Below are 25871 nucleotides of genomic sequence, written 5' to 3' on the forward strand. Positions count from 1 at the left end.
AGTCGGGCGGAACTCATCGAACACTCCCGGACCGGGATGGGTGCGGCTGCGCTGCAACGCGCGATCACCGATCATCTGCGTTATTCGATCGGCCTCCCGGCGGCGGTGCTTCGACCAGAGCACTACTACCGCGCGCTCGCGCTGGCCGTGCGCGACCGTATGCAGGACCGGCGGGTTGCCTCGACGCAGGTATCGCTCGACCTGGGCCGCAAGGTGACCTGCTACCTGTCGGCCGAGTTCCTGATGGGCCCGCAGCTCGGCAACAACCTGTTGAACCTGCGCCTCACCCGGGCCGCCAAGGCAGCGCTGTCGGCGATGGGACAGAACTACGACGAGGTGCTGGCCTGCGAGGAGGAGCCCGGCCTGGGCAACGGTGGCCTGGGCAGGCTCGCCGCGTGCTACCTGGATTCGCTGGCCACGCTGGAACGTCCTGCGATCGGCTTCGGCATCCGCTATGAGTTCGGCATCTTCGATCAGGAGATCCACGACGGCTGGCAGGTCGAGCAGACCGACAACTGGCTGGACAGCGGAAACCCTTGGGAGATAGCTAAACCCGACGTGAACTATCTGGTCAAATGGGGTGGCCACGTCGAGCACTACACCGATGACGCCGGCCGCGAACGTGCGCGGTGGGTGCCGGGATTGATGCTCAAAGGCGTCGCCTACGACACGCCCATCCAGGGCTACGGCGTCAACACCTGCAATGTGCTGACGCTGTGGAGCGCCCGCGCGGTCAAGTCGTTCGCGCTGGACGCCTTCAACACCGGCGACTACTACAAGGCGGTCGAGGACGAGGTCACCTCGGAGACGGTCACCAAGGTGCTGTACCCCAATGACGAGCCGGAGTCAGGCAAGCGACTACGCCTGCTGCAGCAGCACTTCTTCGTGTCGTGTTCGCTGCAGCACGTGCTGCACGTGATGGATGACCTGGCCGACGCCTCGGTGCGTGAACTCCCACAGCGATTTGCGCTGCAGCTCAACGACACTCACCCGTCGATCGGGGTCGCGGAGTTGATGAGGCTGCTGGTCGACGAGCGCCACCTGGACTGGGAGGAGGCCTGGGACATCACGGTCGCGACCTTCGCCTACACCAACCACACCTTGCTTCCCGAGGCGCTGGAGACCTGGCCGCTGGAGATGTTCGGCCAGTCGCTGCCGCGTCATCTGGAGATCATCTACGAGATCAATGGCCGGTTCCTCGACGAGGTGCGCATCCGGTTCCTCGGCGACGCGGACCGGGTCCGGCGAATGTCACTGATCGGCGAGGACGGCGGTAAGAACGTCCGAATGGCACACCTGGCCACCGTGGGCAGCCACGCCGTCAACGGTGTCGCAGCGCTGCACACCGAGCTGCTGAAAAACAGTGTGCTCAAAGACTTCTACGAGATGTGGCCGGAGCGGTTCAGCAACAAGACGAACGGTGTGACGCCGCGCCGTTTCCTGGCGCTGGCCAACCCCGGCCTGCGGGAATTGCTGGACCGCACGATCGGCGATGGCTGGCTCACCGATCTGGACCGGCTGCGCGGACTGGAGCAGTTCGTCGACGACTCCTCATTCCGTGAGCAGTGGCGGGACATCAAGCGCAACAACAAGGCCCGCCTGGCGTCCTTCGTGAGTTCGGCCACGGGAGTGGAATTGAACCCGGAATGGATTTTCGACATCCAGGTCAAGCGCATTCACGAGTACAAGCGCCAGCACCTCAACGTGTTGCACATCATTGCGCTCTACTACCGGCTCAAGCAGAACCCCGGGCTGTCAATTCCACCGCGTGCCTTCATCTTCGGCGGCAAGGCGGCACCGGGCTACTTCCTGGCCAAGCGCATCATCAAGCTGATCAACGCCGTGGCCGAGACGATCAACCATGACCCCGAGGTCAACCAGTGTCTGAAAGTCGCCTTCATACCGAACTTCAACGTGCAGAACGCGCACCTGATCTATCCGGCCGCCAATGTGTCCGAGCAGATTTCCACCGCAGGCAAGGAAGCGTCGGGCACCGGGAACATGAAGTTCATGATCAACGGGGCGCTGACGGTCGGCACGCTCGATGGGGCCAACGTCGAGATACGTGAAGAGGCGGGGCCGGAGAACTTCTTCCTGTTCGGGCTGACCGTTGCGGAGGTCGAGGCGCTGAAATCAGGCGGCTACCGCCCGGCGGACTACATCGACAGCAACGAAGAACTCAGCGCGGTGCTCAATCTGATTGCCGGAGGGACGTTCTCGCACGGCGATCCGGAAGTGTTTGGGCCGCTGCTGGAAAACCTGCGCTACCACGACCCGTTCCTGGTGTGCGCCGACTTCGCGTCCTACGTGGCGTGCCAAGAGCGAGTCAGCGCGGCGTGGCAGGACCGGGATGCGTGGACGACGATGTCGATCCTCAACACCGCACGCAGCGGCAAGTTCTCCTCGGACCGCGCGATCGCCGAATACTGCGAAGACATCTGGAAAGTCTGGCCGCTGACGGTCAAGATCTGACGCCGAGGCGCAGTGGTCCCAGCGGTGAAAGCCAATCGGCCCTAACCGGTCTCTTTCGCGACCCACACCGCGACGTAACCGATCGGGATGCCGGTCTTGCGTGCGATGCATTGCCGGGCCGCAAGCTCGACCGCCGCCCGCCGGCCGGCGCGGGCGATCCCGTCCACCTCGGGTATCCGGATCAACCACCCGTCCGCGTCCCGAGTGATGTCGATGTCGAAGCACTGGCCAACCGTTACGCAGTTCATACGCTGTGTACGACCCCTGCGCACCGAATGCGGGCGGCGCAGAGTGGGCTGAAGAGGCATAGGTGTGTTCCTGAGTCGATGACGGACCGCGCGCAAGACTAGTGGGCCTGCGGAGTAAAACCTAATCGGACGCTCCGCCGCGGCCCCTCGCTGCTGAAAGGACCAGATCGTGCCGATCGTTTTGGTGCATGGCAATCCCGAGACCGATGCCATCTGGGGTCCGCTGGTCGACGCCCTCGGGCGCGAGGACGTGCTGCGGCTGTCCCCGCCCGGATTCGGCGCCCCCCTGCCCGACGACTTTCCCGCGACCTACCTCGCCTACCGCGACTGGCTCGAAGACGAGCTGGAGCGGATCGACGGTGCGATCGACCTCGTCGGCCACGACTGGGGCGGGGGGCACGTGATGAATGTCGTGATGCACCGGCCGGAGCTGGTCCGGAGCTGGGCCAGCGACGCCGTCGGCTTGTACGACCCCGACTACGTGTGGCATGACCTGGCCCAGGTCTGGCAGACGCCCGGCGAGGGCGAGCAGCTTGTCGACACCATGCTGGGCGGAAGTATCGAGAACCGCGCCGGGCAGATGGTGGCGCTGGGCATCTCGTCCGACATCGCTACCGCGATCGCGCGGGAGCAGGATGCGGCGATGGGCCGGGCCATCTTGGCGCTCTACCGCTCGGCCCGTCAACCGGCGATGGCCGAAGCCGGCCGGGCGCTCGAGAACGCCTCGGTACGGCCCGGCCTGTCGTTGCTGGCCAGCGAGGACCCCTACATCGGGGGTGACCAGACGCGGCGCCGCGCTGCCGAACGAGCCGGGGCCCGCACGGCGGTGCTGGAGGGGCTCGGGCACTGGTGGATGGTGCAGGATCCGGCGCGCGGTGCGGCGGCCCTGACCGAGTTCTGGGATTCGCTGGACTAAGCGCTTAGCTGGCGTACAGGCCCTAGGCTTCGTTTCGTGGGGAAATATCTCGTGCTCTATTCGCCGGCCCACCGAACCGGACAGGAGCTTCGATGGCGCCTTGCCGAGGACGCCGATGTCACCGATGTGCGGCGCCGCCTGGACAAGGCTGAGCCCGGCGAGTTCGTGACCGTCCCCGTGGTGCTGGAAGACGAACTGGAGACCCTGCTGCTGCGTGTGCAGCCCCACCAGTTCGGCGCGTGGCTGGTTCTTGACCTTCCCGAGGTACAGCGTTCGACGGCGCCGTTGCCGGCCGCGCGCGCCCGGGTGCCGGACTTCGGACAGATTTTCCGGGATGCGGCGGAGGCGGTTCGAGAATCGACGCGCCAGCAGGGTAAGTAAAGCCGCGCCCCCGCCTGCCTGACCGCGGTACCGGGTTGGCGCCCGCCACTCCGGAACGCTAATTTCTCGGGGTGATGTTCTCAGCTGCTGGTCCCCTCGCGCGATGGATCTCCCCCTTTCTCACACTCGCGGCCGTTGCCGGCCTAGGTTTTGTTGCAGAGCCGGTGCAAGCCGGTCGCGCCCCGGCGGTGCGGTTGGCCGCCGACGGCAACCCACTGGCCGGCATGCCCTTCTACGTCAACCCCAACTCCGCGGCCATGCGCGCCGCCCAGCATGCCGAACCGCCGAGTCCCGAGCTGACCGCTATCGCCAACACCCCGCAGGCGTACTGGGTCGTGCCGGGCTCGTCGGCGGCCACGGTCGCGAAGTACGCCGGCGACGCGGCGGCCGCCGGCGCCCTGCCGGTGTTCACCCTCTACGGAATCCCGCACCGCGACTGCGGCAGCTTCGCCGCGGGGGGTTTCGGTTCGGCCGGGGAATACCGCGGCTGGATCGACGGCATCGCCGCAGACCTGGGCTCATCGCCGGCGGCTGTCATCGTCGAACCGGATGCGCTCGCCATGGCCGACTGCCTGTCGGGTGACCAACGCCAGGAGCGCTATGACTTGATTCGCTACGCGGTCGAGACGCTGACGCGTGATCCGAACGCAGCCGTGTACGTCGACGGTGGTCACCTGCGCTGGCACAGTGCCGAGGACATGGCCGGCAGGCTCAATCAGGCCGGCGTCGGACGTGCTCGCGGCTTCAGCCTCAACACGGCCAATTTCTTCACCACCCAGGACGAAATCGGTTATGGCGAGGCGATTTCGGGGCTCACGAACGGTTCGCACTATGTGATCGACACGTCCCGCAACGGGGCCGGGCCGGCGCCGGACTCCGCGCTGAACTGGTGCAACCCCAGCGGCCGGGCCCTGGGCACTCCGCCCACCGCAGCTACCGCGGGGGCGCACGCCGACGCCTACTTGTGGATCAAGCGTCCCGGTGAATCCGACGGAACCTGCGACAAAGGCGATCCGCCGGCGGGCACCTTCGTGAACCAGTTCGCGATCGACCTGGCTCGCAGGGCGGGTCAGTAACACCGCCTTCAGTCAGCATGCGTAAAAAACCCGGCACCGGGTAAACACACGTGTAATAGCCGCTATGCAGGAGTGGAGGGCTGCACGGTGAGGTGGGTGCTGGGTGTCATAGGCGCGGCGGCGGTGCTCGGGTCGCTCTTCGGGCTGACCCTGCCGCTGTCGCTGCAAGTGGTCGATCGCAGCGAAACGCCGATAGGGTGCGGTACGGGACTTCACCCCGACCACACCCGTGCGGCACGCGAGGACACCATCAATCACGATCTTCACCACAACTTCGGTGCACCGTACGAGATCAGTGACTACCGGGATCAATGTGACGCGATCGTCGCAACCCGACGCGGAATTTCTTTCTCTGTCATGGTCTTTGGCGGCGCGCTGCTGACCACCTCGGTTCTGCTCGCGCTGCAGGCAGCCGGATACGTCGATTTCTCCCGAGGTGGGGGTAATCGACGGTGGGTTACCCGCGATAGCGACCGGGTCACCGTCCCGGACCCCTCGCCCCCGGCCGCGCGTTCCTGCGATGATCTGAGCAACGCCCTGACCAGTATCGGCATCCGGTTGCAGCACTGATCGAGCATTGAACCGGCCCTTACCTCCCGGCCGGGTGACATTGTCTGGAACGGAAGCATTCACGGGCCAGCCGACTGCCGTCGCAGTGCAGAATTTCTCGCACATCTCCGTTGGCGTTTCTGACATCGACACCTCCTACACCGACGTGCTGGGCATGGATGTCGTGTTCGACGTGGAACTGCAAGCGGTCGGGCCCATCGAAATCATCGAATTGCCCGGCGGCGCGTCCAGCACGGTACAGCTCTGGCGACCCGGACAAACGGGCGTCGCTGAACAGCGATGAACGGTGGGCATTCGCGTACAGACGCGGATGACAAGCCTCAGCCCTCTAGTCTCGCGGAATGGACCGTGTCTGGCAGTGGGCCTGGGATCACCACAGATCGAAGTACTCGTGGATGATCTGCGCGATCGGTTTCCCTGTCGCGCTCCCGGTCTACCTGGTCCTGTCGTTCATCATCGTGGCTTTCGAGAAATCGAGTCGCTACATCGAGTCGGCCGGTGTCACCGTGGTCGCGGTGCTGGTGCTGATGTACGCGCTGGTTCTGCCCGGCCTGGGCGCGTGGCGGCTTGTCGGTCGATGGGCTGCGGGACAGGAGGTCGATCGGGCGGGCGCTCTGGAGGCCACGTATGTGTGGTCTCGCCGGGGCGCCCCTCGGGCATTGGCCGTCGTCGCCGTCGTGGCCGGCGTTTTGGCGGTCACTGTCGGTGTCATTGCCGGCGCGACCGGATCGCGGCTTGGCCAGTATGGGATCTTGGGTGCCGTTTTTGGGCCGACCTGCCACGCGGTCGGGGTGCACAGCCTGGCGGAGGCCCCGCTGCGCCCGGTAAGGGTTGCGCTCGCCGGTGGCACGGCAATCGGGGACACCCTGCCGCGGTCTCGCCCTACGTTCGCCGCCTGGACGAACCTGTCGATGCTCGGGGTCGCGTCTGCCTTCGCTGTCTCGGGCGCGATGTTCACCGCTGTATTGGACCGGGCCAATCAGGTTCCCGCGCTTTGGCTGGTGATCGGGTTCGCGTTGACCCTGGGATTCGGTGTACCGATCACGGTCTTCGCCTCCTTCTCCCCCGCCCTGAAACCCATCGAGGATCTCGCCGACGGAACGAAACGCGTTGCGGCCGGCGACTACAGCCAACGTCTGCCGGTGGTTCAAGACGACGACCTCGGCGCGCTCGCGGCGTCGTTCAACCGTATGCAGGCCGGGTTGGCTGAGCGGCAACGACTGCAGGGGGCGTTCGGAACCTATGTCGACCCGGCCCTGGCCGCGCGACTGCTGGAGCAGGGTGACGATGTGTTCACCGGGGAGCGCCGTCGGGTGACCGTGATGTTCGTCGACATCCGCGACTTCACTCCGTTCGCCGAGGCAAACAGCGCAGAGGACACGGTATCCCGGCTCAACGCCTTGTTCGAGATCGTCGTGCCTGCTGTCGTCGATGCCGGGGGGCACGTCAACAAGTTCCTGGGCGACGGCGCGCTGGCTGTCTTCGGCGCCCCTAACGACCTCGCCGATCATGCCGACGCCGCTGTCGATGCTGCTGTGCGCATTCACCGTCTGGTCGCCGAACGTTTCGACGGCACGCTGCGGATCGGCATCGGCATCAACACCGGTGTGGTGATTGCCGGCACCATCGGGGGCGGCGGCAAACTCGAGTTCACCCTGATCGGCGACACCGTAAATGTCGCCGCCCGGGTCGAGCAGCTCACCAAGACCACCGGCGACGCAATCCTTCTCACCCAACAGAGCGTCGAGGCCCTTGTTCGCCGACCGACCGGACTCGTGGACCGCGGATCCCACGCATTGAAGGGAAAGGCAGCCCCGGTGCAGGTTCTCGGCCTCGACCCGGCGGCCGACGCGCGAGAGGTGCCCTGACGCCCCTTGCGCGTCGCGCCAGCGATCGCGCGACTCAGTGCCTATTCTCGGCGCATGGTCGACTTCGCGGATCGTGGGCTCGTCCGGGACGAGGGACATTTGGGCCGTCCGGTTACCGGTGCGCTCACCGGCGGGGGGAACATCGTTGTCATCCATACCGACGGTGGCTGCAGACCCAACCCCGGCCCCGGCGGGTGGGGCGCGGTGCTGCGCCAACGCCACCATGTCCGCGAGCTGTACGGCGGCGAACCCGGTCAGACCAGCAACAACCGGATGGAACTGACGGCGCCCATCATGGCTCTGGAGGCGCTCACCCGCGCGGTGGAGGTCCAGCTCTACACCGACAGCACCTACGTCCGAAACGGCATCACGAAGTGGGTTCTCGGCTGGGAGCGCAACGGATGGATGACTGCCTCCAAGCAGCCAGTGAAAAACGTCGACCTGTGGCGCAGGCTGCAAGCTGCCTGCGCGCGGCACCGTGTCGAGTGGCGCTGGGTAAAGGGGCACGCGGGAATCGCCGACAACGAACTCGCTGACCAGCTGGCGACTCGGGGTATGCAGGAGGCGATGACCATAGCTCCGGCTCACCGAGGCAGCTTGCTCTGAAAGTCAGAGCATGCTGATCGGTTCACTCAACGGTGATCGTCAGGTCCGTCCCCCAAGCGGGCCGACTCTTTCGCCTCGTCGGCGCGTTGAGGCCGCAGTGTGAGCTCGGAGTAGACCTACCGGAACTTTCCGCCGCGTGGATGCAGCGCGGGCGTTTCGTTCGCCATCTCGATAGTGACCGTGGTTGCTCCGTGGGCAGCCAGGAAAGCCGACAAACAGTCTCCTAGTGCAGCCCTCACCGCTTCTCCGTCGCGGGGGTATTCCACCGCAGGCAACGGTCAGACTTGATGCGGACGCTGCGGCTGGCGTCGGGTCATTCCCGCTTGCTCCTGGCTGCCTGCTCGATACGCCTCGCACAACGCGCCGACATACATCAGCCCATCCGCGCCGTGACCCCTCTGCCCTAGCCCGCCCCGACTGCGGCATCCGGGCTGATACCCAGTGTTCGTGGTGTCGCCGTTGAGAGCACCGCCTGGGGCTTCCCGCGCAGCTCTGCGACCAGGTCATGCTCGAAGGCGGGCACGCTCAGTCGGCGGCGCTTGAACTCCCGATCGAGCGCCGCGATGAACAAACCCTCGCCGGGGCGGCGGCAGCCCAGAACGGCCCTCTCGTTCATCACATCCCGTGTTAGAGCCGCCGCCGGGCACGCGGCCACAACCTCCAGCGAGGCCCGCAGGTCAAGGGTTGTCTTGACTCCGCAGGACGGCGAGGTGCCGATCCCGATGATGCCAGCGACCTCGATACCCGCCTGTTGGTAATCGGCCACATCACGCGCCACCTGGCGTGCGAGACGCTTGTAAATGACCTTGGTCCACCAAAGGAATGCGCCCAGCAAAACACCCCGCATCACATACAGCGGTCGGCCCGTGGAATCGTAAAGCCGAAGGCTGTGGCGTTTGAGCACGCCGCCCCAAGCCAGCCGCTCCGGGCAAGGCAGCTGATGGATGCCGTAGCCGGAAGCGATCAGTTCATCGACGATTTCGGCCACCGCCCCGGGCCGGGTAGCCCCACCCGCGTACCGAGTGTTCTCGTTCAGTAGGCAGTGCGATACGAATACAACTCGGCGACTGCGCTCGTCGCGCAGTTGGTCGAGCAGTAGCCGGGCCGATTCTCGGGTCGTCGACACGAGTCAATGTTTCACGAGCTGAAACCGGTCATCTGCGCCCACCGGCGGCTTGCCCTGCCGTCGGGCACAGATGTTACCGATTCCTGCAGCCGCACTTGAGATTTGGAACTCCAGCCGACATATCCGAGTCCTAAGCTGACCGCAGAGTAGACAGCGGCTTCGGTCCACATGTACCCGACACCCCAACGTCTGCCGAGAAAGACAGGCTCGTTGATCATGCCGCGAGACGTAGCCACCGCATACGCGGCGTGCACGTACGCGAGCGCGGCAAACGATCCGGAAAAAAACTTGGACACTTCGCGTTTCACGGTGTTCTACCTTTCACTAGCTCAGGTCACCGACCGTTGGAATGGATGCCGCTCGGGCGTCCGGCGCAGCGGAGGATTGGCGCAACTCGCGAAGTCAGTCTGGGCTTCCCCGCGCGCGGTCGCTAGGGCCCGAAGTCCCTAGTTCACAGCGATTCAGGTTTCAACCGGCCGGATTTGGGCTGCCAGCGTTGGCCGCGGTCGTGCCGGCAGCGTCGAGTCCAGCTTCACATGGCCGCGCTGCCAGGGACTTTCGGCACTAGCTCGACGTGTCCAGCAGTGGCTTAATTTGGCTCAGCACCTCGCGCGAAGGAGATAACTCATGTCGACTGCTACGAGGGTCTCCGCGATTGACTATGCGGTCGCCGCTGTGCGCCACCGCCCAACGGCCCGGATGGAGAAGCCCTCCGAGCAACTGCCCCCAAAGCTGTGCGCCGTTGAACCCAGGCAATGATGAGCACCGGGTGGCACGTTGTCGATGGAGCTTGATAGCACGGTCGTTGGGCTGACGTCGGAGCAGGCCGCGCGTCGGCTGGCGGCCGACGGGCCCAACGAGTTGCCGACGGCGAAGCGGCGCAACATTTTCCGCGAGACATGGGATGTGATCCGCCAACCCATGCTGCTGCTTCTACTCGGTGCCGGCACGGTCAACTTCCTGCTCGCCGAGCCACTCGACGGCGCGATGTTGATGGCTTTCGTAGTCGTCGTTATCGCGATCTCGATTTATCAGGAACACAAGACCGAACGGGCGTTGGCCGCGCTGCGGGATCTTTCCTCACCGCGGGCGCTGGTGGTACGTGACGGCGCTCAGCGGCGCGTGGCAGGCAGGGATGTGGTGCGCGGTGATCTGCTGCTGCTGGCTGAAGGCGATCGGGTGCCCGCTGACGCGGAGTTGGTGGACTGCGCGAATTTCTCGGTCGACGAATCGGCGCTGACCGGTGAGTCCGTGCCGGTGCGGAAGGTGGCGATCGAGCCTGCGGCGCTCTCGGCGACGATGGGGCGCGCGGGCGGGGATGCGACGCCGTGGGTTTTCTCGGGCACGCTCGTGGTCAAGGGGCACGGCATGGCCGTCGCCAAGGACACCGGGGCGGGCACCGAGCTGGGCAAGATCGGCGCGGCACTGCGAACGATCGAGCCGCAGCGCACCCCTTTGCAGCGCGAAATCGACCGCTTGGTGCGGATTCTGGCATTCTTCGGGATAGCCGCCGCGGTCGGCGTAGTCGTCGTTTACTGGTTGACCCGCGGGAACTGGCTGGCCGGGCTGCTGGCCGGCATCGCGACCGCGATGGCGCTGCTGCCCGAAGAGTTTCCCGTGGTGCTGACCGTGTTCATGGCGCTGGGAGCCTGGCGGATGTCACGCAAGCATGTGCTCACGCGCCGGCCCCCGGTCGTCGAGACGCTTGGATCAGCGACCGTCTTGTGCGTGGACAAGACCGGGACCTTGACGTTGAACCAGATGACGGTGCGGCAACTCATCGTCGACGGACAGGCGTTCACCTGTGATGGGCAACCGATGCCGGAGCCGTTTCACACCATTGCTGAATTCTGCGTGCTCGCCTCCCCGATCGATCCGTTCGACCCTATGGACAAAGCGTTCAAGGAGCTCGGCGAGAAGTATCTGTCCGGTACCGCGCACATGCACGCCGATTGGGAACTGGTCCGTGAGTATCCGCTTTCCGAAAGAATCTTGGCTCTTTCGCATGTGTGGCGCTCACCCGATCGGAACCACTATGTGATCGCCGCCAAGGGCGCGCCAGAAGCGATCGCCGACCTCTGTCACTTCGACGCCGAACAGCTCGCATCGATGACCGCGCACGTGGAGAACGCCACTGCCGATGGTCAGCGGGTACTGGCCGTGGCGTGCGCGCGATTCGCGACCAACAGCGCACTACCCGCACAACAGCACGATTTCGATTTCGAATACCTAGGGTTGGTCGGCCTACATGACCCGGTTCGCCCCGGGGTGGCCGACGCCATCGCCGAATGCCGGTGCGCAGCGATACGAACGATCATGATCACCGGCGACTACCCCGGAACCGCACTGGCCATCGCCCGCGAAATCGGTCTCGATCACACCGCCGGGGCCATCACCGGCGCCGAACTGCACACGATGCCCGAAGACCAACTGGCCGAGCGTATTCGTTGGACGAGCGTATTCGCGCGAATGGTGCCCGAGCAGAAGCTTCAGCTTGTCCGGGCGCTGCAGGCCAACGGCGAAGTGGTCGGGATGACCGGCGACGGGGTCAACGACGCTCCCGCACTGCGAGCAGCCGACATCGGCATCGCGATGGGCGCCCACGGCACCGACGTTGCCCGCGAATCGGCCGCACTGGTGATCACCGACGACGACTTCACCTCGATCGTGGGTGGCGTGCGTCAGGGCCGTGGCATCTTCGACAACCTGCGCAAAGCCATGTCCTACGTCATCGCGGTGCACATGCCGATCGTGGGCATGTCGCTCATCCCCGTCTTCGTCGCCGACTGGCCCCTTGTCCTGCTACCGGTACAGATAGCGTTCCTCGAACTCATCATCGACCCCGCCTGCTCGGTAGTCTTCGAGGCCGAACAGATCGATCCCAACATCATGGAAGCGCCCCCGCGCGGGCTGCATGAGCCGATGTTCGGTGCGCGGGTGTTGGCCATCGCCGCGCTGCAAGGGTTGTCGGTGCTGGCCGCAACCGTCGCGGTGTACCTGTGGGGGGTGCTCAGCGACCGACCCGATGATGTGGTGCGCTCAGTCACCTTCGCTACGCTCGTCGTGGGCAATCTGGCACTGATCCTGGTGAATCGTTCATGGCGGCTGCCGGTATGGCGAACCTTCCAGCAGCGTCAGAACCCGATGCTGAAATGGATTCTGGGCGGGGCCGCGCTGCTTCTCGTCGCAGTCATTTCGGTTCCGGGGCTGCGCCAAGCGTTCAACTTCGGCCCCATCACACTCGCCCAGTGGGGCGTGGCCATCATCGCCGGGTTCGCCGGCGTCGTCTGGTTCGAGATCTACAAAACCATCTCTGCACGCCGACAAGCGCGCTCCCCCACGCACGTTGCTGCGACACCGAGGCAGCCGCGAGACGAACGGGTCAGGCCACCGTGACGAGCTCGGGAATATCGGTGGGCCTTCAACTGGGTACCCAACCCCCGCTCAGCGCTACCCGCGCCTTTCTCCTCGGGGCTCGGGCCATGCGACTGGACTCGGTGATGCTCATCGACCACTTCCAGAACGTCTTCCCCAGCGTTCTCTGGGACCAGGAGTTGACCTGGCTCGCTGCGCAACGTCGCACGCCACATGAGTTTTTCGACTACCAGGTGCTACTCGGCTACCTGGCATCGCGGGTGGGTCGGATGCGCCTGGGCGTGGGGGTGACCGAGCCGATACGGCGCCACCCCGTGCTGATCGCACAAGCCATGATGACGCTGTCACATCTCACCAAACGCGCTCCGATCCTGGGCATCGGTGCCGGCGAGCGGATGAACATCGACCCGTACGGGCTGGACCCCTCCGAACCGGTCACCCGCATAGAGGAGGCTCTGCAGATCATCCGGTTGTGCCTATCGACCCAAGGGCCGATCACCTTCTCGGGTAAGCATTTTCGGCTTGAACGGGCAACCATGGATCTCAAACCCGCCAGAGGCAGGGTGCCAGAAATCTGGATCGCCGGCCACGGCCCCCGCATGCTGCGACTGACCGGACGGTACGGCGACGGGTGGTACCCGACCGCAGTGGTCTCACCGTGCGAGTACGCAACGAAGCTGGCGACGGTACATGCCGCGGCCAAGGAAGCCGGGCGAAATCCCGCGGCGATCACCCCCGCGCTGCACCGCTTCACGGTGCTCGGCGCCACCGAACAGGAGGCGCGAGCGATGCTCGAGACAAAGGTCATCCGTGCGCTGGGCCTCATGGCACCCGCTCACGTGTGGCGCCAAGCCGGCGCCGTACACCCGTTCGGTGAACACTTCAACGCACTCGTCGATTTCGTGCCCGACCACTACAGCCGTCAGGCGCTGGACGAGGCCATTGCCGCCGTGCCGGCCGGCCTAATGGCCGAGGGACCCCTATTGTGGGGAACTCCCGAACTGGTGGTGGCCAAACTGCGGGCATTCGGCAACTCCGGCCTGCGCCACGTAGTCCTCGCACCCGTCTCAGGCATGGTCTCCAAACATGCCGCCCTCTACGGGCTGTGGGCCACCGGACGGATAGCCCGAGCACTTCGTGCGAGTGCATGGCGCCAGGTCGAAGAACACAGAGGCCGAGTTCACGGGCCGGGTGAGTCCGCCCCTGGCGCGAGAACAGCGACTTGACCGGCAATGTGCGAAGCCGAAACCACCGTGCCCGGCTACAAGGATCCGCCCGTTCGGCTGCCACCACACCGCCCGTTGGGACGCTGCCGGCCCACAGGGGCATGCGGGAAGCAATCGCTCTGGCTAGCCGCTGAGTGGAGCCGAGGGTAAGCGAACCTGCGGCTCTGGCCGGTGAACGACACGGACCAATTTGGTATCAGCTGTCAAACGCCACTTCTGTTAACAACAGTCACGTACTTAACATCACGCGATGCAGGACTTGTCGATCAATTTTTGCCTACGGCAAGCGCGCCCTATTGCCCGTCGTGACGTTTTGCGCTACGCCGTCGCTCTGTCCGCGCTGCCGGGGCTGTCAGCGGCGATCGCCGCCGTTCCTGCGGCGGCCGCCTCCCCACCCAAACTGATCGACTTCGCCATGCGCCAAATTCCAGCGGAGCACATCAAAGCCGGCGGCTACTCCGGGGTCATCAACTACGTCTCGCTGTCGCGTCCAGGCTCGTCGTTCGGCGCCAAGCCGATCACCCGGTCCTACGCCGAAGAGCTGACCGCTGCCGGGCTGATGATCGTCAGCAACTACCAGTACGGCAAGCCGGGGGGGACAGCGCAGTCGGACTTCAAACGAGGGTTCGCCGGCGGCGTCGACGATGCCCGCACCGCGTGGAAGTTGCATACCGCCGCAGGTGGCGGTCAAAGTGCACCGATCTTCTTCACCATCGACGAGGACATCAACCGTGATACCTGGAACAACGTGGCGCTGAAGTGGTTTCGCGGAATCAATTCGGTGCTGGGCGTGCAGCGCACCGGCGTCTACGGCGGTATCGATGTGTGCCAATGGGCGGCCGCCGACGGGGTTATCGGAAGTTCGCGGACCCCCGGCCACCGCTGGGCCTGGCAGACCAAGGCCTGGTCCGGCAGCAAGATCGACCCAGCCGCGGTTCTCTACCAACGCGTGGTCAGTACGGCGTCAAACCCAGGGCCGAAGGTCGGTGGACAAGAGGTCGACGTCAACGATGTCCTTGCCGCGGATTGCGGTCAGTGGCATCTGCATCGCTGAGCTGGGGACGACGTAGCCGACGACTCATCACATGGGTGGAGCTAAGGGGACTCGAACCCCTGGATCTGGTCCTCGTCAACCCCACTAGCTGGGCCTTTGACCTTACTCGATCGATTTCAGTGCAATTCGTCACCTGCGGTTTTCGGTTCGGCGCGTTGACGGCGTCAACACAGCGCAACGTCTCCATTGTTTCAGCGATGGTCTCAGGCTTGGACCGAAAAAATAACTCGACCATCGCCGAACACCGCGGGTGCTGCCACCTGTCACACGGACACCACCCCCGACGACCTGCACCTACTGGGACAAGGCCGGCTGGGATGCCGAGGCCGTGCGCGACGATCTGAGACAACGTCGTCTTAGTGGCCCCGCCCGTTATCAACGGGTAGCAACACGCTCGAATCTATGTATGCGACAAGGGGGCTGATGCTGGGCAAGTCATCGTTGTTGCCGGTTCATGGGCTGGCGAAGCAGCACGCCTGGACCGTGATCATGTCGACCTCGACGCCGGTGTGGTGCGCATCGCTAACTCGAAATACGACAAATCCAGGCAGATCTTGCTGCACCACACCACAATTGCGGTGCTGCGCGATTACAGCCAGCTGCGAGAGCACACCGCCGGCACCGAGGGGTGGTCAGCGTTTTTCGTCTCGGCCAGCGGCCGATTGGTGGTCAACACGATCGACTACACCTTCGCCGATCTGCTCGGTCCCGCCGGAATCCATACCACCACCGGCCAGCCGCATCCGAGGGTCGGTGATCTGCGTCATTCCTTCGCAGTGCGCACTCTTCTGGAGTGCTATCGCGGTGGCGCCGACGTCCAAGCGCAGCTGCCGCTGCTATCGACTTGGATGGGCCATATTTCGCCACGAAGGTGGGCCTCCGCTGCTGATCGGGGCGGGGGGACGCCACGAATCGACGGGTCGTCGAGTTCGGGGGCGGGTGGATTTCTGGTGGTGGCGACGTGGAGCAATTCGCTCAGACCGCGCGCGGAGTGCGAACTGCGTAGAAGGAGGCGGGTCGAGACGGTTCGCCTCGGCTGGTCGCATTGGGCTATTTCGCGCTCGGGGATGGTGCCGCCGTGGCCGCGAGGACCTACCTGGGTCACTATTACGGCTTCAGCGGTGAGTATGCCAAGCACGTGATCTCGGGGGCGATGAAGAGCCGCGATGAGGTGGTCGAAGCCATCGGCGCCTTCAGCGCGGCGGGCTGCGACGAGCTGATCATGTTTCCGTGCATCGCCGATCCCGAGCAGGTCGATCATCTCGCCGTCGCTGCGAACCTCAAACCGGGCAGCACCCAGTGACAGTGCGTTCGCTCACGACGCCATCTCAGCCGAATACCAAGACGCAAATAGCGGGGGATTTCATGACGAATACCAGTAAAGATCCCATCGTGGTCATTGGAGCGACCGGCCAGCAGGGTTCGGCAACGGTGGACGCATTGGTCGATCGTGGGATGGCTGTCCGCGCTCTTACGCGCAGCGTCGACAGCGCTGCAGCGCGGGCGCTGGCCGGACGTGGAGTGGAAGTCGTTGAGGCCGAGTTGGATGCGCCGGACTCCATCCGGCGTGCCTTCGAGGGCGCCGGAGCCGCTTTCGCGATGACGAGCTTGTTGGGACCGCGCGGCGTCGACGGTGAGGTCGCGCACGGCAAAGTTATCGTCGAGGCGGCGCACGCCGCCCAACTACCATTTCTCGTGTACAGCTCGGTTGGTGGTGCCGAGCGCAAGTCCGGGGTGCCCCATTTCGAGAGCAAGAGGCGGGTCGAGGAGTTTCTGATCGGCGCGGTGCCCGCGAACATCATCCGGCCGGCGTTCTTCATGGAGAACCTGTTGGAGATGATCGATAGAAAGGATGGCAAGCTGGCGTTCAGCATGGCCATGCCCGGAAACGTTCCGCTGCAGATGATTTCGGTTCGCGACATCGGTAGCGTGGCCGCGACTCTACTGGTTCGCCGCGACTCCGCCGCTGCGCCGGTGGAGATTGCCGGCGACGAAGTTAGCGGCGAGCAGATCGCCAACCTGGTGGCTCAGCGGTTTGGTGAATCTGCCACATTCGTTGAGCTGCCGCTCGATGTATTCGGCGACGATGACGACGGCAGAGCTATGTTTCGTTGGTTCTCCGATCCGCCTTCCTATCGCGCCGATTTCGCTCGTACTCGCGACCTCGGCGACGACGTAGAGGATCTGTCGCGCTGGCTGGCGAGGCAGCCCAGCCCGTACTCCGAGGCTCAATCCTAGGATCTGAAAACTCTTCCGCCCCAACGCGGTTGATCGGGCCACCCACTCCGCAGGGCCTGTGCTCCCGAGATATGAGCATCATTCGTTTCGCGCCTCACCAAAACACCCGTGTCACGGGCCTGAGGAAAGTCCGACACGCTTCTGAGCTCGTCTATGCGGCTCGGTATACCTTGTGCTGCATGCCCAGTCGGTTGTCGCCGGCGGGGAGTAGACGGCCTTCGCCGATAAAGACTGCACGGTTGACCCAGTTGTAGCGCGGATCGCCGGTGGTCAGCGTCCAGGTGGTGCGAATCGATTGGTCGGTGAATTCGGTTGGTGTGAGCGATTGGACGGCCTGTAAGAAGGCCTCGGTGGGTTCGACGAAGCCTTGGTACGCGACGTGGATGAGTGCTCCGTCGTCGGTTTGCATCAGGACGCGCACGTCGATGGCGGCGTAGCCGTCATCGAGTTGGCGGAACAGGTCGGTGCCGGGGTGAACGCTGTTTGCGTTCAATCGGTCACCGATGAGCCGTGCCGAGGGAAGTACATGGTGGTGAAGCACGCCGTTGTCGAGTCGACCTATGTCGGAGGGCTGTTCGGCCGCGACGGTCCACTCAAATTCGTAGGTCAAACGCATCGATTTCTCTCCTCCCACCGCTGACGGTTAGTTAATTATCGATGATCTTCAGGACATCAATTACCGCAGAGCCCGGATCGATGAGAGCGCCGAATTCTTTGATGGACGAACGAAAGTGCGCGCTTTGTTCATGCTCGGCGACCGCGGCGATCGAGGCCCACCGATCATGGAGGTAGAAGGTGAGGCCGTCTTCGCCGCGGCTGACGGTGTATAGAAGATTGCCCGGTTCCGCGCGTGACGGGACGGCCACGGCTCGCAGGACCTCGGCGAGTCTGTCTGCGGCTTGCTGGTCTTCGCCCGCACGATCGTCTGGAGTCCGAAAGGGCTGTTTTCACCGATGCTGCGCCGTATGCGCGCCGGCAAGTCGTCGCCTTGGTCGTGTTCACTCATCGCGGTGCGTCCTTTTCTGTCGTCATTTCGCCCCGATAGCAACGGCCGGGCCGGCACGCAGTATCGCCGGCGCCAGGTTCTGATATTCGCCGCCGAAGTTGTGTTTCCCGACCTGGTGGGTCAATACCCCGAGCTGCTCGATGCTGCGGGCGGCCGCCGCGTGCCCGGTATCAAGTGCTGTGAAGCCAGCATCGCGGGCCAGCGTGGCCACGACCGCTTTGGCTGCAGTATCGTCGCCGGCCAGAAACACCGGCGGCGGGGTGGGCGTGTCATGCCAGAGCCGAATGTCGAGAAGTTGTGAGGGCATGGTGCTGAACGCTTTCACCACCCGAGCGTCGGGCAATTCGCGTTGCAGCTTTTCGGTCGTCGACGAGCGGGCCATGAACTCGAGATCGTGGCTGTGCTGGAAATGCTCGTCGACCCGCAGCGGGTTCATGGTGTCGATGACGATTTTGCCGGCGATCGGACCGGTCGCCGATAGCACGGCGGGTAGCCGCGGCCAGTACACCGAGAACAGCACGACATCGCCGAAGGCGACAGCTTGAGCCGGTGTGCCGCGACGTGCGATCGGATGGTCGACGATAAAATCGTCGAGCTTGCGTTGGCATCCGTCCTTGGCGAGCAGGAGATCATGACCCGCGCGAAGCCACGCCTGCGCTAATGTCCGACCGATGTTGCCAGCGTTGACGACACCGATGCGCACTACGGATTCCTCATCTGGTGGCGACCAAGTCGAATCCACCGCTTGCCTCAATGTATTGGCCGGTAATCCAGGCCGCCTGGTCAGAAGCCAGGAACGCGGCCACGGCGGCTACGTCGTCGGCTTGTCCTAACCGCCGCAACGCGCTGATCTCCGAGATGGCCTGCTGATTGTGCGGGTCGCCGAGAAATTCTGAGCTCAACTCGGTCACCGTCCATCCTGGTGCCAATGCGTTAACCGTGATGCCACGCGGGCCCAGCTCGGCGGCGAGCATGACTGCCAAGGTGTCCACTGCCGCCTTGGCCATGCAGTAGGCGGCGGTAGACACCAGCGGGCGTTTCGACCGCCCGGAAGAAATGAACACGACTCGGCCAGCATCGCGTAAGCGTGGGATGGCGGCCTGAGTAACGAAGAACGGTCCTTTGACATTTGTGGCAAAGACCGCGTCGAAGTCGGCTTCCGACGTGTCCGATGGGGTCCCTGCCCGGCCGGTGCCGGCGTTGTTGATCAGGATGTCGAAGCCAGAATCGTCACGGCGGGAGGTCAGCTCGCCGTCTAAGGTGTCAAACAACGCACGGATACCGGCGTATGAGCTCAGGTCGGCCTGCACGGTGAAGGCTTCACCGCCCGCGGCCGCGATGGCGGCAACCACCGCCTCGGCCGCGGCGGCGTTGGACATGTAGTTGATAGCAACCAGCGCACCGTCGCCGGCTAGCCGCAGCGCGATAGCCCGACCGATGCCCCGCGAGCCCCCCGTAACGACTGCGACCTTGCCGTCCAGCGGCTTGCTCACGGCATATCACCGCCGCAGTTGTGGAACACGATGACCGGAAAACACGATGGCTCACCACATCGGGTGAGACCGCGCATGCCATATCTCACTCACTTTTGATACCCGATGACAGTCACCACGATCTTGTACGTTTCGCGCTTCAGTTGCGCGAGATCCGAGCCCAGGCAGCCGGGGTGGCGCCGACTTGCCGACGAAAATGGCGGCTCAGATGCGCTTGGTCGGCAAACCCGCACAGCGATGCCGTTGCAGCGACTGACATCCCACTGCGCAGGGCGATCTGGGCGCGCAGGACACGGCGTTCCAACACGTAGCGATACGGGGAGCACCCGACGGCCCGCGAAAACAGACGGGTAAACCAGGATGCTTCCACACCAGCCAAAGCAGCAAGGTCGATGACCGAGATGGGGTCGGCGAGGTTTTCTTCAATCCAGTCGGTCACCGCGCGCACGCCGTCCGGCCGCAGTGCCCCGGTGGGTGGCTTCATGGTTCTGCGAGAACCAATGCCGACCCGCAGTAAGAGCCGCTGAATGAGGTGTTGAGATCGCAGCGGTTCGGCACCGGCCACGGCCTCCATACGCAGCAGCTCCAGCAGATGGCGAACAAACCGGTCATCGAACAGACACAGAGCAGGCACCTCGACATATGAACGCCCTAGACGGTCGGCCGCCAGTAGGTCAGCCACACGCGGATTTACTGAGACGTGCAGTGCCTGGACAGGACCCTGCCACTCCCACAACATGGGAAGTCCCGCCGGCATAATCGACATCTGGCCCGCCGACATGCTCCCCTCGCGACTCGAATCCACCCACACCTGCCGCGCAGACGCCACGGGGATCGATTGCAGCACAAACACATGCGCCGACGAATTCTGCTGCTCACATTGCCCGCTCAATTGCGCGCGTTCCTCCACTACCACACCATCGGTGACGACCCTCGCCGCAAACGGATTACCGACTCCCCCGGCAAAAAGATGGCTATTCACACATCCATAATCCGCTCGGTCGATCAAACAGGTCGCCGAGCCCCCGCCGGCATCACCTCAAGATCATTGAGCGTCGCACCGGGTGCGTGTTGTCACCGCTCATCGGTTTGCCGCGCAGAGTGTGGAGGATGGTTGTTCCAGGGTGATGTGGGTGTCCGCGGCTCCGGAGATGAGCCCGTAGTTCTCGGCGGCCGCCTGTCGGCCGATATTCTTTCCCCGCAAGGGGCCGGCAAGCGCCCAGAGTTGGAAGTCGTCGGTGAGCATGTTCAGCTGAGGCTCGAAGTTGCCGGTGTCCCCGTTGCGCAGCGCGGTTGCTACATCGACCGTCGATTGGTGGTCCCCTGTGTCGGTGAAGGTCTCGACGCGGGGGGATAAAAGCGCCGTGCGGGGTGGAAGGTCGCAGCATTCATGTTGATGCCCAACGTTTTCCAGTACCCGACGCGATCCAGTGACTCGTCGGCGAAACGCCGCATCATTCCGCTTTGTGCGTGACTGAAGGCCGCCTGATCGGTCCACTGCGCCACGTTGACGTAGCGGAACCGGGCCTCTTCGCCATTGGCGTCGTCGGTCATCGTTTGGCAGGAGCGCCGCAGTTGTGGTCGAGGTAGTCGGCGAGTGTCCACTGAGGGGGCAGACCGAGTTGCTCAACGACGGGTGCGGAGTCCCAGTGCGGCTGGTACTCGGCGACGAACCCCATGAGCGCGAAAATGTTCGCAGCTGAGGGGGAGAATGGTCGGGCGAGGGTCTGATTGAGCCAGGCCACCCCAGCCGGCAGCGGGATGATCCGCACCTTGCTGCGTCCGGTCGTGGCGGCGATGGTGTCGGCGATCTGCCGCCAGGTCAGCCATTGCGGTCCGTTGGCTTCGATGAGGAGGTCCTCGCTGCCGGTATAAAGTGCGGCGCCGGTAATCATCTCGGCGACATCGCGGGTAGCGATGATCGGGGTGCCGTGCGAGGCGCCGCCGGGAGCCAGAAAGAAGCCGTACTTCTCGGCCAGGTTCCCGGTCAGGGATCCCCAGAATTTGGTGAAGCCGTGGTTGCGGAGCACGGTGGCGTGAGCAGAGGAGTCGACGGCCCCTTTGAAGCCGCCGAATACCAGGAAGACGTCCATGAACGCGGCGTTGCGCACGATGACTGATTGCATGGGCGATTGTTGGAGGCGCTGCTCGAGCCGGCGCTTGCCGGCCAACTCGGGTACTCGCTGCTCCCGCGGATAGCTCGGGGTCGACGATTGGACGAAGCGCTGGACGTCCGCCTTCTCGCAGATCTCGATGAATCCCAGGGCGTGGTCGTTGACGCTGGCAGCATTGTCGGATTTCTTCTGCGGAACAACACCGTTGGCCGTTGAGACAACGACGTCGATCCCCTCGACGGCTTTGGCCATTGACGCATCGTCGGCGAGGTCGCCTGTGACGTAACGGATGACACCGTGGTACGGGTCGCGGATCTTGGCCCCGTCACTGCGCACCAGTGCGGTGACGTCGAATCCTTTGTCCGCCAGAAGGATGGCGATTTTCGAGCCGACGTGTCCGGTGGCTCCTACCACGAGAAACTTGGTTTGAGTGGTGATCTTGACTGGTTCGGCAGCGTTGGTAGTCATCGTCGTGATTCTTTCGTGGTTTTGGGGACGGGAATCGGCGGAGTTGTTGTCAGGGTGTGGTTTTGGTGAAGCAGCCGCGATAGACACCGAGGGTGCCAGCGGCCAAGGCGGCCCCGAAGTTGACGGTGCGGGTGAATCCGTCGTCGATGACCATCGGGATGCCGGGGCCGGGGTGCAGCCCCGCACCGAAGGTCTGGGTGACCCAGTCGCGAACCCATCCGGACTCATCGACCCACTCCAGAGTCTCGAATCCAGCGCCGGTGATCGCCGTCTGCACCTGTTCGGGAGAGTCGAGGTGGCTGTCGGTGCCATCGATCGACCAGGGCATCGGAAAGGTCACGGGGCCATCGGTGATGCGGACGACGTCCCAGATCCCGAACTGATCGCCGTCGCAGAGTCGGTCGGCGATCGCGCGGTACCAGCGGGGCTTGTCGGCGATGTTCATGCAGACGTGCATGCTGATCGCGGCGGTGTAGGGCCGTTGGGGGTGGTGATCCTCGATAGGGTTGTGTTCGAACGTGACTCGGTCGTGCAGACCGCACCGGCGGGTCAGCGTCGTGGCGGTGTCGACATAGCCTGCGGTGATGTCGACGCCGTGCACGCTGGCCCCCGTCGATTCGGCGATCCGCCGGGCCGGTCCGCCGAAACCCGATCCGATATCCAGCACCCGATCGGCCGCCGTCAGGTGCATCGGGCCGATCGTGCGGTCGACGGCGGCCATACCACCGATGTGGTACTGGTCAAGGAAATTCAGCTGCTCCGGGGACAGTGGGCCGGTCAGATCGGCTTCGGCGAGTAGCCGCTCTACGGTCTGCTGCACGCCTGTTTCGGTGTAGGTCATGTTCTTGCTCCTCGTTCGTGATGAAAATGGCCGGTCACCGCGCCAGTTGACGGTCCGGATTGTGGGTGGCATGCCAGGTCGGCGAGTCGACGGCCAGCGTTTCGATCTCCTTGCCGTCCTGGAACATTCGCAGATACCGGTCGGTGTTAGGAGCGGGAGCGGGCATTGCTTTGGTCAGCGTGGTTATCGCACTGGCCATACCGGAGAGTCCGCGGGTGGTGCCCGGCATGGTGGTCGGGCAACGCCGGGCGATGGTCTCCATGGATTTCGGTGCTCGTCCCGTGAGTCGTTGCACCCCGCCGCGGTCGCGTAATTCCGCGGCGCGTGCATCGTCGTGATGCACCATCGCCCGCACCGGAAATCCTTTGTCTAGCAGGGCCATGGCGGTGTGGGGGCCGGTCTTTCCGGCAGCTGAGGTCACCAGGACGGTTCCCAGGCGTCGTACCAGGTGGCGATGGTCTCAATACGGGTGAGGAATTCCCACACTTTGTGCGGCGTGGCGTTGATGCTGATCGACTGAGTCGGCGTGCGGCTGCGCGTGGTCACCGTTGTCAGCTAGCGGGTACAGACTGCAGCGGGCGGGAATTCATCATGGCGGTGTGCTCCTCGCGCCAGCGGGCGTCCTGGATCCCCAGTGTCGGATTGGGGGGAATGGGCAGGTCCCACTGACGATCCAGACGGCGCAGGTTGTAGCCCGGCAGGAACGGGACGGCCATGAATTTCGCCATCGCCGCGAGTCGGTTCGCCGCGGTCTGGCGGGCGAACGGCATCGCCGAATAGCGGCGTGCCGTCGCCAGGAAGCTCTCGGCCGGTGCGCCGGTCAGCTCTTGGAGGGTCTCGGTCACGCCGCCTTCGAATTCGAACACCCCGGCTTTCATGTCGCCGCCGATGTAGCGCAGGTACACACTCGCCGATAGGGGGTCGACACGCTGCTGGCGGGCGACCTTGGTAAACAGCGAATAGGGCAGCGACACCGGGATGACACGGTGGCCCACCGCCTCGGCCACCACAGCGGCCATCTGCTTGCCGGACAACAGCTCCGGGCCGGTCGGGCGGTAGGTCTTGCCGACGTGACGGCCGGGATCCCGCAGGACCGCGACGACAGTGCGGGCGATGTCCTCATTGGAGACCGGTGCCGCCTTCGCGTCACCGCTGAGGACCGGATAGATGCCGAGCAGAGCGGCAAAGTCGATGGTGCGCAGGAAGTTGTCGGCGAACATACCGGGGTTGACTATCGTGTGGGCGATCCCTGGCAGGTCGGCGAACACCCGGTCCATCAGCCAGGTCTGCCGCGTGAAGTTGACCGGGTGGCTGCGATGAGAGGTCCATTGGCTCATCTGCACGATCGACTCCAGGCCGGCGTAGCGTGCGCTCACGGCGAAGGCGACGGCACTCTGCAAGGCATGCGGATGGAAGGGCGCCATGAAGTAGGCGCGCTGGGCGCCCCGCATGGCGGCGACCAGCTGATCCGGGTCGAACAGGTCGGCCACCGCCAACTCGGCGCCCACCCCCCGTAGTGCCTCGGCGCGCCCGTCAAGGCTGCGGACCATGGCACGGACCGGGAATCCCTGGGCGAGCAGGGCATTCACCACGGCCCCGCCGGTCTTTCCGGTCGCCCCGGTGACCAGGATCGTAGGCTTGATCGCCATCGCAGTCTCCTTTTAGATGTTGGTAGTAATCCAATAAGGATTATGTCTATACTCCAAAATGTCAAGCCGAATCAGACGGGAGTCGATGGACATGCGGATGTCCCAGGCGGAGAAGGACAAGAGCCACGCCCGGATCGTGGCCAGTGCGTCCCGGCTGCTACGCGAGCGCGGCATCGACGGTGCCAGCGTCGGAGAGGTGATGAAGGACGCCGGCTTGACCCATGGGGGGTTCTACAAGCACTTCGCCAGCAAGGACGCTCTCGTGGAAACCGCGCTGCAGACGGCCTTCGCGACGTTCACCGAGATACTCAGAACTGGTGGACCGGGCGCGGTGCAGGCTTGGCGGGACGTGTACCTCTCCGACACGCACGTCCACAACCCCGGAAACGGTTGCCCGGTCCCGGCGCTCGGTATGGACGTCGGCCGCGGAACAACTCAGATCAAAGCGGCTTTCAGCCGCGGCGTCGAGGACACCGTCAACGCCCTCGCCGCAACCATGGACGGTGCACCCGAGGAGCGCCGTACCGCCGCGTTGCAACAGTTCAGCATGCTCGTCGGCGCCGTCGTCATCGCCCGCGCCAGCGACCCGGACCTAGCCGCCGAAGTCCTGGCGGCGGCCTCGGCTGCTGTCGAGTGACCGCGACGGCCGCTGACTCCAAAACGGCCGTGGCCCAGCCGCTCCAACTTCTCGGCAGGCGGCAAAGACCCGTACGGGGGCGACTTGCCGTTCAGCGCATAGGATCCACGGCCAATGACCGCTGAGGGCCACCGGATTGGCGATGCAGGCCCGCGATGGGACACCCGCCTGCCGCCTTCACCCCGTCGCCGCACAGGCAGAGGTTGTCAACGTCGTTAGTGTTCCAAGTGACCAGCGCAACGCCGAGGGTAAAGGCGGTGGCAGCCAGCGATCATGGTGGCCATGGCGCCGCCACGAGGGCTGCGGACCGGGGCTCGTAGAGGTGCGCACTGCGGAAGGTGCTGAGGCAGTCGGCGCGGTCGAGGTCACCGCGCCGTGGGTCAATGACCCTTCAGAACTTAGAGATAGTGTTGCGACCGCCCTCTGAAACCACCTTGCCGCCCGCTGGTCCGTTCTCGGTTGCCGTTGACATGTAAGTCCTTTGAGGTCTTTGCGTTTAATCCACAC

Annotated in this window: 28 protein-coding genes and 1 pseudogene; 15 read left to right on the top strand and 14 right to left on the bottom strand. The window is 64.4% G+C overall.

The features are described from left to right. The first annotated feature begins 36 nt into the window (after window positions 1–36). Complete coding sequence (locus AC5Y7D_RS10010; RefSeq protein WP_499923884.1) at window positions 37–2472, top strand: glycogen/starch/alpha-glucan phosphorylase; 2436 nt, start codon at window positions 37–39, stop codon at window positions 2470–2472. 41 nt (window positions 2473–2513) lie between these two features. Here the strand turns inward: AC5Y7D_RS10010 and AC5Y7D_RS10015 are convergent, their stop codons facing one another. Further along, window positions 2514–2720, bottom strand: a complete 207-nt coding sequence (locus AC5Y7D_RS10015; protein WP_499923620.1) for a long chain fatty acid-CoA synthetase Faa4p — start codon at window positions 2718–2720, stop codon at window positions 2514–2516. A gap of 169 nt (window positions 2721–2889) precedes the next feature. Here AC5Y7D_RS10015 and AC5Y7D_RS10020 point away from each other — a divergent pair, with 169 nt between their 5' ends. The 7 genes from AC5Y7D_RS10020 to rnhA all read left to right on the top strand — a co-directional run bounded on the left by AC5Y7D_RS10020 (window position 2890) and on the right by rnhA (window position 8137). Next, the gene (locus AC5Y7D_RS10020) at window positions 2890–3636 is read left to right on the top strand and encodes an alpha/beta fold hydrolase (RefSeq protein WP_499923621.1); all 747 of its coding nucleotides are present in this window, start codon (window positions 2890–2892) and stop codon (window positions 3634–3636) included. A gap of 51 nt (window positions 3637–3687) precedes the next feature. Further along, window positions 3688–4017, top strand: a complete 330-nt coding sequence (locus tag AC5Y7D_RS10025; RefSeq protein WP_499923622.1) for a hypothetical protein — start codon at window positions 3688–3690, stop codon at window positions 4015–4017. A 71-nt stretch (window positions 4018–4088) separates the two neighbouring features. Beyond that, window positions 4089–5093: a glycoside hydrolase family 6 protein gene (locus AC5Y7D_RS10030; RefSeq protein WP_499923624.1), complete on the top strand. Its 1005-nt coding sequence runs from the start codon at window positions 4089–4091 to the stop codon at window positions 5091–5093. Window positions 5094–5189: 96 nt separating this feature from the next. Next, entirely contained in the window at window positions 5190–5663 is a 474-nt protein-coding gene (locus tag AC5Y7D_RS10035) for a hypothetical protein (protein ID WP_499923626.1), read from the top strand. 34 nt (window positions 5664–5697) lie between these two features. Beyond that, a complete protein-coding gene (locus tag AC5Y7D_RS10040; protein WP_499923628.1) occupies window positions 5698–5946 on the top strand; it encodes a VOC family protein in 249 nt (82 codons plus the stop codon). 58 nt (window positions 5947–6004) lie between these two features. After that, the gene (locus AC5Y7D_RS10045) at window positions 6005–7531 is read left to right on the top strand and encodes an adenylate/guanylate cyclase domain-containing protein (protein WP_499923632.1); all 1527 of its coding nucleotides are present in this window, start codon (window positions 6005–6007) and stop codon (window positions 7529–7531) included. A gap of 54 nt (window positions 7532–7585) precedes the next feature. Continuing rightward, window positions 7586–8137, top strand: coding sequence for a ribonuclease HI (gene rnhA, locus AC5Y7D_RS10050; RefSeq protein WP_499923634.1), 552 nt, complete (start codon window positions 7586–7588; stop codon window positions 8135–8137). Window positions 8138–8540: 403 nt separating this feature from the next. On the opposite strand, the gene AC5Y7D_RS10055 is transcribed toward rnhA, so the two are convergent. Together AC5Y7D_RS10055 and AC5Y7D_RS10060 are read right to left on the bottom strand one after the other, a co-directional pair. Further along, window positions 8541–9125 carry a hypothetical protein gene (locus AC5Y7D_RS10055; RefSeq protein ID WP_499923637.1) on the bottom strand — a complete coding sequence of 195 codons (585 nt, stop codon included), beginning with the start codon at window positions 9123–9125 and terminating at the stop codon, window positions 8541–8543. A 149-nt stretch (window positions 9126–9274) separates the two neighbouring features. Continuing rightward, complete coding sequence (locus AC5Y7D_RS10060) at window positions 9275–9571, bottom strand: hypothetical protein (RefSeq protein ID WP_499923640.1); 297 nt, start codon at window positions 9569–9571, stop codon at window positions 9275–9277. A gap of 475 nt (window positions 9572–10046) precedes the next feature. Between AC5Y7D_RS10060 and AC5Y7D_RS10065 the strand changes: the two genes are divergently transcribed. The 6 genes from AC5Y7D_RS10065 to AC5Y7D_RS10090 all read left to right on the top strand — a co-directional run bounded on the left by AC5Y7D_RS10065 (window position 10047) and on the right by AC5Y7D_RS10090 (window position 17156). Further along, window positions 10047–12659, top strand: a complete 2613-nt coding sequence (locus tag AC5Y7D_RS10065; protein ID WP_499923641.1) for a cation-translocating P-type ATPase — start codon at window positions 10047–10049, stop codon at window positions 12657–12659. A 17-nt stretch (window positions 12660–12676) separates the two neighbouring features. After that, a complete protein-coding gene (locus AC5Y7D_RS10070; RefSeq protein WP_499923643.1) occupies window positions 12677–13864 on the top strand; it encodes an LLM class flavin-dependent oxidoreductase in 1188 nt (395 codons plus the stop codon). Between the two features lie 250 nt (window positions 13865–14114). Further along, entirely contained in the window at window positions 14115–14918 is an 804-nt protein-coding gene (locus AC5Y7D_RS10075) for a DUF1906 domain-containing protein (RefSeq protein WP_499923644.1), read from the top strand. A gap of 437 nt (window positions 14919–15355) precedes the next feature. Then, complete coding sequence (locus AC5Y7D_RS10080) at window positions 15356–16060, top strand: tyrosine-type recombinase/integrase (RefSeq protein WP_225345396.1); 705 nt, start codon at window positions 15356–15358, stop codon at window positions 16058–16060. Then, the gene (locus tag AC5Y7D_RS10085; RefSeq protein WP_050594489.1) at window positions 15964–16221 is read left to right on the top strand and encodes a hypothetical protein; all 258 of its coding nucleotides are present in this window, start codon (window positions 15964–15966) and stop codon (window positions 16219–16221) included. Before AC5Y7D_RS10080 ends, AC5Y7D_RS10085 begins: the two co-directional genes overlap by 97 nt. A gap of 62 nt (window positions 16222–16283) precedes the next feature. Then, complete coding sequence (locus tag AC5Y7D_RS10090) at window positions 16284–17156, top strand: NmrA family NAD(P)-binding protein (RefSeq protein ID WP_071321539.1); 873 nt, start codon at window positions 16284–16286, stop codon at window positions 17154–17156. Between the two features lie 151 nt (window positions 17157–17307). On the opposite strand, the gene AC5Y7D_RS10095 is transcribed toward AC5Y7D_RS10090, so the two are convergent. The 11 genes and pseudogenes from AC5Y7D_RS10095 to AC5Y7D_RS10145 form a co-directional block, all read right to left on the bottom strand. Then, the gene (locus tag AC5Y7D_RS10095) at window positions 17308–17772 is read right to left on the bottom strand and encodes a DUF3237 domain-containing protein (protein WP_075545898.1); all 465 of its coding nucleotides are present in this window, start codon (window positions 17770–17772) and stop codon (window positions 17308–17310) included. Window positions 17773–17803: 31 nt separating this feature from the next. Next, window positions 17804–18043, bottom strand: a pseudogene (locus AC5Y7D_RS10100) (putative quinol monooxygenase); the annotation flags it as partial. Between the two features lie 141 nt (window positions 18044–18184). Then, complete coding sequence (locus AC5Y7D_RS10105; protein ID WP_033717985.1) at window positions 18185–18865, bottom strand: NADPH-dependent F420 reductase; 681 nt, start codon at window positions 18863–18865, stop codon at window positions 18185–18187. Window positions 18866–18875: 10 nt separating this feature from the next. Next, window positions 18876–19655: an SDR family NAD(P)-dependent oxidoreductase gene (locus tag AC5Y7D_RS10110; protein ID WP_033717987.1), complete on the bottom strand. Its 780-nt coding sequence runs from the start codon at window positions 19653–19655 to the stop codon at window positions 18876–18878. 139 nt (window positions 19656–19794) lie between these two features. After that, window positions 19795–20637, bottom strand: a complete 843-nt coding sequence (locus AC5Y7D_RS10115) for an AraC family transcriptional regulator (RefSeq protein WP_075545899.1) — start codon at window positions 20635–20637, stop codon at window positions 19795–19797. A 314-nt stretch (window positions 20638–20951) separates the two neighbouring features. Further along, the gene (locus AC5Y7D_RS10120; RefSeq protein ID WP_033717990.1) at window positions 20952–21209 is read right to left on the bottom strand and encodes a hypothetical protein; all 258 of its coding nucleotides are present in this window, start codon (window positions 21207–21209) and stop codon (window positions 20952–20954) included. Next, window positions 21206–22237 (bottom strand): SDR family oxidoreductase, encoded by a 1032-nt coding sequence (locus AC5Y7D_RS10125; RefSeq protein WP_033717992.1) that lies wholly within the window; start codon window positions 22235–22237, stop codon window positions 21206–21208. The genes AC5Y7D_RS10120 and AC5Y7D_RS10125 overlap by 4 nt, the downstream gene beginning before the upstream one ends. Before the next feature lie 49 nt (window positions 22238–22286). After that, the gene (locus AC5Y7D_RS10130) at window positions 22287–23078 is read right to left on the bottom strand and encodes an SAM-dependent methyltransferase (RefSeq protein WP_033717994.1); all 792 of its coding nucleotides are present in this window, start codon (window positions 23076–23078) and stop codon (window positions 22287–22289) included. Window positions 23079–23112: 34 nt separating this feature from the next. After that, window positions 23113–23499, bottom strand: a complete 387-nt coding sequence (locus AC5Y7D_RS10135; protein WP_033717995.1) for a hypothetical protein — start codon at window positions 23497–23499, stop codon at window positions 23113–23115. Continuing rightward, complete coding sequence (locus AC5Y7D_RS10140) at window positions 23496–23624, bottom strand: SRPBCC family protein (RefSeq protein WP_217809555.1); 129 nt, start codon at window positions 23622–23624, stop codon at window positions 23496–23498. Before AC5Y7D_RS10140 ends, AC5Y7D_RS10135 begins: the two co-directional genes overlap by 4 nt. 5 nt (window positions 23625–23629) lie before the next feature. Beyond that, window positions 23630–24727, bottom strand: coding sequence for an NmrA family NAD(P)-binding protein (locus AC5Y7D_RS10145; RefSeq protein ID WP_033717997.1), 1098 nt, complete (start codon window positions 24725–24727; stop codon window positions 23630–23632). 58 nt (window positions 24728–24785) lie between these two features. Here AC5Y7D_RS10145 and AC5Y7D_RS10150 point away from each other — a divergent pair, with 58 nt between their 5' ends. Beyond that, window positions 24786–25364 (top strand): TetR/AcrR family transcriptional regulator, encoded by a 579-nt coding sequence (locus AC5Y7D_RS10150; RefSeq protein ID WP_080691729.1) that lies wholly within the window; start codon window positions 24786–24788, stop codon window positions 25362–25364. The last annotated feature ends 507 nt before the right edge of the window (window positions 25365–25871 follow it).

This window comes from Mycobacterium sp. NGS49, from assembly GCF_059812565.1.

What these genes read in the sequence shown, in the direction of transcription:
- AC5Y7D_RS10015 (WP_499923620.1), bottom strand. Translation starts at nt 2,720, where the DNA reads ATGAACTGCGTAACGGTTGGCCAGTGCTTCGACATCGACATCACTCGG.
- AC5Y7D_RS10095 (WP_075545898.1), bottom strand. Translation starts at nt 17,772, where the DNA reads ATGCGTTTGACCTACGAATTTGAGTGGACCGTCGCGGCCGAACAGCCC.
- AC5Y7D_RS10045 (WP_499923632.1), top strand. Translation starts at nt 6,005, where the DNA reads ATGGACCGTGTCTGGCAGTGGGCCTGGGATCACCACAGATCGAAGTAC.
- AC5Y7D_RS10145 (WP_033717997.1), bottom strand. Translation starts at nt 24,727, where the DNA reads ATGGCGATCAAGCCTACGATCCTGGTCACCGGGGCGACCGGAAAGACC.
- AC5Y7D_RS10065 (WP_499923641.1), top strand. Translation starts at nt 10,047, where the DNA reads ATGGAGCTTGATAGCACGGTCGTTGGGCTGACGTCGGAGCAGGCCGCG.
- rnhA (WP_499923634.1), top strand. Translation starts at nt 7,586, where the DNA reads ATGGTCGACTTCGCGGATCGTGGGCTCGTCCGGGACGAGGGACATTTG.
- AC5Y7D_RS10120 (WP_033717990.1), bottom strand. Translation starts at nt 21,209, where the DNA reads ATGACCGACGACGCCAATGGCGAAGAGGCCCGGTTCCGCTACGTCAAC.
- AC5Y7D_RS10010 (WP_499923884.1), top strand. Translation starts at nt 37, where the DNA reads ATGGGTGCGGCTGCGCTGCAACGCGCGATCACCGATCATCTGCGTTAT.
- AC5Y7D_RS10150 (WP_080691729.1), top strand. Translation starts at nt 24,786, where the DNA reads ATGTCAAGCCGAATCAGACGGGAGTCGATGGACATGCGGATGTCCCAG.
- AC5Y7D_RS10090 (WP_071321539.1), top strand. Translation starts at nt 16,284, where the DNA reads ATGACGAATACCAGTAAAGATCCCATCGTGGTCATTGGAGCGACCGGC.
- AC5Y7D_RS10125 (WP_033717992.1), bottom strand. Translation starts at nt 22,237, where the DNA reads ATGACTACCAACGCTGCCGAACCAGTCAAGATCACCACTCAAACCAAG.
- AC5Y7D_RS10130 (WP_033717994.1), bottom strand. Translation starts at nt 23,078, where the DNA reads ATGACCTACACCGAAACAGGCGTGCAGCAGACCGTAGAGCGGCTACTC.
- AC5Y7D_RS10075 (WP_499923644.1), top strand. Translation starts at nt 14,115, where the DNA reads ATGCAGGACTTGTCGATCAATTTTTGCCTACGGCAAGCGCGCCCTATT.